We start from the raw sequence: 8,017 nt of genomic DNA, 5'->3' as shown, positions 1-8,017 counted from the left end.
GGGTGATACAGACCCTTTTGTCAGGAAGTTCTAGCTGTCTACAGATTCATATTCATTCAATAATTCCTCAAGGTCTTGTAATGAAATTTTGTCATAACCGTAGTCTGAAGACGTTTTTTCGGTTTCATGCTTGCTCATGCAATGGTTGATCACCGTCTGAAGACTTTCTTTGTACGTTTGGTTAAAATCACGAATGGTGTGATCGCCGTATTCACGCCGGTTAAACGTCGTGCTGATGATAAGCCGTTGATTGGCAACGACTGAGTCGATCTCAACCGCCGCATCTCTTGCGCTTTTTTCCCCGATGCTTTGTCCTTTCGGGAGCTCCGATGATGAAAATTGCCCAGCCCCCGTATCATGCTCGATCTCGCCTAAATAATTGAATAATATCGGAGGCCTTTCATCTTTCAAAAGCTCTTCGTCTTTTGACAAAAATTTCAGGATTCCGTACCCGATTCCGTTATTCGGTATTTTCCTCAAGGTTTCTTTCACCATTTTTATGGTCATGGACAGTTCTGTTTCGTCTTCTAAATCAATGAATACGGGATATATTGAGGTGAACCAGCCTACCGTTCTGCTGATATCAACGTCCTGTAAAATGTCTTCTCTCCCGTGGCCTTCCATAAGAATTTTGAGTTTGTTTTCCCCCGTCATTTTCCTTGCCGTGATTAACAAAGCCGTTAACAGGATATCGTTGATTTGCGTATTGTATGCTTTGTGTACTTCGCCAAGCAGTTGTTCCGTTTCCGTTTCGCTTAAAAAAACTCTGAGCGTATTGCTGTTTTCGTAGTTATCCTCTGCTCGTCTTTGCTTAGGGAGAAATGCCATCGTTCCTTTTGAGATGTCCCGCCAATAATCTCTTTCTTTGAAAAGCTTTTTGGTTTGTGCATATTCCGCCAGTTTTTCCGCATACGTTTTGTACGAATCGGTTTTATAGCCGAGCTCAATTGTTTTGCCTTGCAATGCTTGACTGTAGGCGGTCTCAAAATCCTCGAATAAGATTCTCCAGGACACCCCATCTACGACAAGATGATGAATCGCAATCAAAAGGTGGTCGCCGCTATTTGTTTTGAAAATGGCCAGCTTCATCATGCTTCCTGCGCGGATTGAGATTTCTTTTTGAACGGCCGTCGCTGTCTGATAAACGATTTCCTCAAGGTTCGTTTCCGTCTTCATATCATAAACATACAAATCGAAGACGCTGTCTTCCAAACCGCGGTTATGCTGAATGATTTCGCCGTTTTTCTCTTTGTATATCATTCTTAATGCATCGTGCTGTTCGACCAGTTTGCGGAAAACCTTTTCGACGGTCTTTTCATCAAAGCCGTTTTCTCTGTACAGCATAAAAGCCTGGTTGTAATGGTTCTGCTCTATTTTATTTGCTTCAAAAAACGCCCTTTGGATCGGAGTCAGCGGCGCTTCTCCTTGAACGATTTCGTTGTTTTGGCGCGCTTTCGCCTCTTTTTTCACGTATTTGCTGAGATGTTTGATGACAGGGTTGGTAAACAGATCTTTCACCTGAAGTTTGAGATCGGCTCTTGATAATTTTGAAACGATTTGCAGAGCCTTTATTGAATCTCCTCCGACTTCAAAGAAATTATCATTGATTCCGATTTTGTCCCTGTCGAGCACTTCCTGCCAAACCGCAGCCAGCTTTTCTTCCGTATCATTTCGCGGCGCTTCGTACTCGCTTGCTGCCGCCCTCTCTTCGTCCGGTTCCGGAAGTGCTTTGCGATCGACCTTGCCGTTTGGTGTAAGAGGCATCCTGCTGATTTGAACAAAATAGGAAGGTATCATATAGTCCGGTAAATGATTGGACAAATATTCCCTTAGCTCATTTGCATTGACGGACTTTTGGGCGACAATATAGGCGCACAGGTACTTATGGCCTTTGCCGTCTTCCCTGTCAATAATCACCGCTTCGCTTATATCCTGCTTGCCCAGCAGCCGGCTTTCAATTTCGCTGATTTCGATTCTAAAGCCGCGGATCTTTACCTGGTGATCGATTCTGCCCAGGAATTCAACATTTCCGTCCGGCAGCCATCTTGCCAGGTCTCCCGTTTTGTACATGTTCCCGCCGTCGTCAAAGCGGTTTGGAACAAACCTTTCCTTCGAGAGTTCAGGGTTGTTACAATATCCTCTTGCAATCCCTCCGCCCCCGATGTACAGCTCTCCATAAACGCCGACTGGCTGAGGGTTTAATGAGGAATCTAATATATAAAATGCGGTATTGTCCAACGGTTTTCCTATAGGCGTATTCGCTATGTCCGGGATATTCTCCAAATCTTCCTCATAATAGCTTGAATCAACGGAAGCTTCAGTAACACCGTAGCTGTTGATGATTCTCATGCTATTTCCATACTGTTCGACAAGCCATTTATAATCTTTGATGGCACAGCTGTCTGACCCCATAACCAGCAATTTCATCCCGGAAATATCCAGATGCTGATGATGGATATATTTCATAAAAGGAATCACAAAGCTTGGCGTCGACTCAAAAATATTAATATGATATTTTTTTATCATTTCATATAATAAATTCATTTCCAGCTTCACGTCATTTGGCACGATATACATCGTTCCGCCGTTGAAGAGGCTTCTGCATAAGTCTCCGGCAAAAACATCAAACGAAAAGCTCGCCAGCTGCAGCAAGTTTACTTTAAATGTCTCTAACTCGTAGTGCCTTCTCCAGTTGTAATGGGCATGAATGAGATTTCCGTGCTCCACCATAACACCTTTTGGATTTCCCGTCGTACCAGACGTATAGATGACGTATGCCAAATCGCCGGAAGAGTTGATGTGCTCGAGGTTGCTTCGATCAGAAGCATAGGCATCCGGTGAGCTCATATTCACGATTTCGCCTGCAAAGCTGATGCTGCCGATGAGATGGTCTTGAATCAGCAATATATCAGCACCGCTGTCTTTGAGCATATATTCGATCCGCTCTTTCGGATACTCCGGATCGATCGGCAGATAAGCGCCTCCGGCTTTTAAGATCGCCAATACACCCGTCACCATATCCAATGAACGTTCTGCCATCATTCCGACGATAGATTCCCGCCGAACGCCCTTTTTGCGCAAGGTTTTTGCAAGTTGATTCGCTTTTTCGTTTAATTCGCCGTAGGTCAATGTTTGATCCTTAAAGACCGCTGCCGGAAGATTCGGTGTTTTTTCCGCCTGTTCTTCAAACAGCTTTGGCAAAATCCCTGTCGGATGCCCCGTCTTCGTATCATTAAAGTGATAAAGTACAGCGTTCCGTTCTTCTTCTGAAAGCATATTGATTTCGTTTAATGTCTTTTCGGGATGATCTGAAATATCTTTCAATATATGAATGAAATGCCCGGCTAACGTTTCTGCGGTTTCTTTCTTAAATAATCTCGTGCAATATTCCAAATGGAAGGCTATCCCATCAGCGGTTTCCGCCGCCGCCAAAGACAAATCGAATTTTGAAATATGAAACTCCATGCTGCACGTTTCAACATCGAGTCCTTCTATCTGCGGCTCGGCATCATCCAATGATTGCATGTCAAACATCGTGTCAAATAAAGCATTTCTGCTGATATCCCGTTCCAAATCTAATTTGTCTACAAGCTCATCGAACGGATAGTCTTGATTTTCATAGGCATTTAACGTATGTTCTTTTACTTCTTTTAAGTACTCAATGAATCTGCTGCCGCCCTTTGGATAATTTCGCATCGCAAGCGTGTTGACGAACATTCCGATCGTGTTTTCCACATCCTCATGGGTTCTTCCGGCTATCGGTGAACCTACGATCACGTCTTCCTGTCCGGTATATTTTGAAAGCAGCACCGTATATCCCGCCAAAAGGAGCATGTACATCGTAACGCCGTTTTCTTTGGCGATTGTTTTCAGCTTTCCGGTCAGCTCGCCGCCGATTTTAAATGCGAATCTATCCCCTTCAAAGCTTTGCATTTGCGGCCTTGGATAATCGGTTGGCATGTTGAGAACGGGAATGTCATCTTGAAATGTATGAAGCCAGTATTCTTCCTGTTTTTTGATCCTGTCTTTTTCATATGATTCTCTTTGCCATTCAGAATAATCTTTATACTGGATTTTTAAAGGCGGCAATGGCTTTTCTTCATATAATGCAGCCCATTCCTTCATAAAGATCCCCATTGACATTCCGTCTGAAATGATATGGTGCATATCAATCAGCAGGATATGTTCATCTTCGTTCACCTTGAGAAGCTCTGCTCTTAGAAGGGGCGCTTCTTCAAGGTCAAACGGCTTGATAAATCGGTTCATACGTTCCTGCAGGCTTTGTTTCCCCAATTCGGCGGATGTGATTTCAAAGTTGACTTCCTCTTCTATCTTTTGGACGGGTTCGCCGTCCACCGTAACAAAGGATGTTCTGAATCCTTCATGTCTGTCAATTAATGCTTTGAAGGCTTTTTCAAGCTTTTCCTTCCGGAGCCTGCCCTTTAATTTCATTGCAAAAGGCATGTTATAGGCTGTTTGGCTGTCTTCGATCTGATTGAGAATATACAATCTTTTTTGGGCGGATGAAAGGGCATAGTACGCCTTCTTCTCCGCTTGTTTTATGGCTGAATGAACCGTTTGATGTTTTTGTTTGATATATGCTGCGATTTCTTTAATCGTCGGATGGCTGAACATTTCCTTTAACGTCACTTCCGCATTCAATTCTTTTTGAATGTTAGCGGCCAGCGAGAATGCCTTCAGGGAATGTCCGCCTATCTCAAAGAAATTATCATTTATGCCGATCCTCTCCGTACCCAATACTTCCTGCCAGATCGACAAAAGCTTTTCTTCCGTTTGATTTCGGGGAGCTTCGTATTGCGCTTGTGCAAGATCCCTCGCATCAGGCTCCGGCAGTGATTTGACATCCGCCTTTCCATTGATGGTACGCGGGACTTTGTCCAGCTTTACGAAGTGTGACGGCACCATGTAATCTGGAAGATTCTTTGCAAGCGATCTTTTGATCTGGTCGATCGTCGCTCCTTTGTTTTTTAGTGTGATGTAAGCACACAGATATTTATTTTTGCCGCTGTCTTCCCTGGCCATGACAATCGCTTCGTTGATATCGCCGTTCTCCAGCAGCCGGTGTTCGATTTCTTCGAGCTCGATCCGATAACCGCGGATTTTGACCTGCTGATCGATTCTCCCTAAAAATTCGAGATTGCCGTCAGGGAGCCATCTCGCTAAATCCCCTGTGCGGTATAACCTCTCGCCTGAGGCATCCAATATAAAAGCCGCGTCTGTCAATTTTTTATTATTTACATATCCACGCGCCAGTCCATCACCGCCGATCAGCAGTTCGCCCGGAATTCCAACCGGCTGAGGCCGGCCGTATCGATCGGCAACATACACCTTATAATTGCTTAAAGGCCTGCCGATCGGAATGCTCGTTCTGGCGCGGTCTTCGCCGCTTAACTTATAATAAGTTGCGCAAACCGTCGCTTCCGTCGGACCGTAGGAATTATAAACATCTGCGCCTTTTATGATGTTTTCGACATACTCATATTTTAAAACGTCTCCTCCGCTGATGAATTTCATATTCTGATGAAAAGCCAAATGTTTGTTTTTATCTATTTCATTTAATAACAGCGGGGAGCAGCTCACGAGTGTAACGCGATGCTTGTTGATGTTTTCCACCAGTTCATCTATGCTCGCATCTCCGATTTTTTTGCTGATCACAAGCCGTCCGGAACTTGCCAAAATCGGATAAAGCTCCTCGGAAAATGCATCAAATGAAAATGATACGACCTGGAGTACTGTATCGTTTTCGTGCAATGGAACCCTTTTCGTAAATGAATGAATATAGTTGATGACATTTCGGTGAGTTGTCATCACTCCCTTTGGCCTGCCGGAAGAACCCGAAGTGTAAATGACATATGCTAAATCGGCGGCATCGTTTACATGCGGAAGGTTTTCTTTACTGAAAGACCCGGTGTCTTCAACGGTAATCAGCTGAAATCCCTCTGCTTTAGACTTTAAATGCTCCTGTGTGAAGACGGCATCAACACCGCTGTCTTTGAGCATATACATCATTCTGTCTGCCGGATAGTCCGGATCAATCGGCAGATAAGCTCCCCCCGCTTTTAAGATCCCGATGATCCCGATGATCATCTCAAGGGAACGGTCTGTCATGATGCCCACAACCGTATCGGGTTTTACTCCGTTTTTTCTGAGCAGCCGCGCCAATTGATTCGATTTTTCGTTAAGCTCCCGATACGTCAGATGCTCGTCTCCACATATGACCGCGGTGTGGTCCGGCGTTTTTTCAGCGCGATCTTCAAACAGCCCGTTGATTGTCTGATGTTTCGGATAGTCCGTTTTCTCATGATTGAATATATGTAATACCGTATGTTTTTCTTCTTCAGACATCATGCTTAGTTCGCATAATGTCCGTTCAGGATGATAGGCAGCGTCCTGTAAAAGATGTAAAAAGTGGCTTGCCATTCGTTTGATCGTTTCTTTTTTAAACAGTTTCGTACAATATTGGAAATCCAGCTCGATACGATCCCCGTGATGAACCGCCGTAAGGCTTACATCAAATTTTGAAACATCAAATGGAAAGCTGTATGGTTCAAAAAATACCCCGCCGGCATCGAATTTAAAGTCTTCAGCATTTTGCAGATCAAACATCGTATCAAACAGCGGATTTCTGCTTGTGTCTTTTATCAGGTCCAATTTGTCAACCAATGCATCAAATTGATAATCTTGATTTTCATATGCGTTTAACGTATGTTCTTTTACTTCTTTTAAGTATTCGGTAAATGTCATGTCGCCTTTAGGATAATTTCTCATTGCAAGGGTGTTTACAAACATTCCGACTGTATGTTTTAAATCGGCATGGGATCTGCCCGCAATCGGCGAACCTACAATGATATCTTCCTGTCCCGTGTACTTTGAAAGAAGGATGGTATACACAGTCAAAAGAAGCATATACATCGTAACGCCGTTTTCTGCCGCTAGACTTTCCAGTTTTCCGGTCATGGCATGATCCAATTCAAAAACGGCTCTGCCGCCATCAAAGCTTCGGTTTTTTGGCCTCGCAAAATCAAGCGGCATATTCAAAACCGGAATTTCGCCTTGAAAAACATTCAGCCAATAATCTTCCTGCTTCTTCAGCCCGCCTTTTTTCTCGGTTTCTCTTTGCCATTCCGAGTAATCTTTATATTGCGTCACAGCCGGGGATAATGGTTTGCCTCCGCAAACATCAGCCAGTTCTTTCATTAAAATTCCAATGGATACGCCGTCTGATATGATATGGTGCATATCAACCATCATCATGTGTTCGGCTTCGTTGACTTTTACGATTTCCGCTCTTAAAAGCGGAGCTTTTTCTAAACGAAAAGGTTTGATAAACCTCGCGATTTTCTCTTGAACGCTTTCTGTTCCCAATTCGCTGTATCGCAAATGAAAATCAACGTCCGGTTCTATTTTTTGCACCGGCTCGCCGTTGACTGTTTCAAAAGAGGTCCTTAACGCTTCATGCCGGCCGATTAACTGCCTCCATGCATGTTCAAGCCGGCTGATTTGAAAATCGCCTCTTATTTTCACCGCAAGCGGCATGTTGTATGCCATTCCGCTTTCGTCAAGCTTATTTAAAATAAACATCCTTTTTTGTTCCCTTGATAAAGGGTAGCATCCGTTTTTGGACAGCGGAGCTTCCGGAATGCCGCACTCCTTTTTTGTGCCGTCGATTTTAAGAGCAGCTATGATTTCTTCTTTATGCTGCTTTATTTTTTGCTTTAATTCAGGGGTCAATAATTCCTGTGGGCCAATGATTCTGATTTTTCCCTGGTTATGATATAAGAAGATATGTTTCTTTTTTAAATCATTTATGAAGTCGATTATACTCATATCAATCATCACTCCATTCGTCAGACTTACGGTGTAAAATAGGCAGCTGTACAATCTATCGGCTGAGGATAGATTGTACAGTGCGGGTGAATCTCGAAAAAAGGTCCTTATGGTCAGTCTGAATATAATGACTCCATAAGCAAGTTTGCTCAGCAATCCGCCTCTTAAG

At 43.7% G+C, this 8,017-nt stretch carries 1 protein-coding gene; it reads right to left on the bottom strand.

Translation table 11 applies throughout. The features are described from left to right. Positions 1-30 precede the first annotated feature (30 nt). Positions 31-7,848: a non-ribosomal peptide synthetase gene (locus MHB78_RS10230; protein WP_046132509.1), complete on the bottom strand. Its 7,818-nt coding sequence runs from the start codon at positions 7,846-7,848 to the stop codon at positions 31-33. Positions 7,849-8,017: the final 169 nt, after the last annotated feature.

Source organism: Bacillus sp. FSL K6-0138 (genome assembly GCF_037982765.1).
Lineage (GTDB): Bacteria > Bacillota > Bacilli > Bacillales > Bacillaceae > Bacillus > Bacillus glycinifermentans.
Note: the sequence above shows the minus strand (reverse complement) of the source record. Positions and strands in the feature narration are given on the sequence as shown.

What these genes read in the sequence shown, in the direction of transcription:
- MHB78_RS10230 (WP_046132509.1), bottom strand. Translation starts at nt 7,848, where the DNA reads ATGAGTATAATCGACTTCATAAATGATTTAAAAAAGAAACATATCTTC.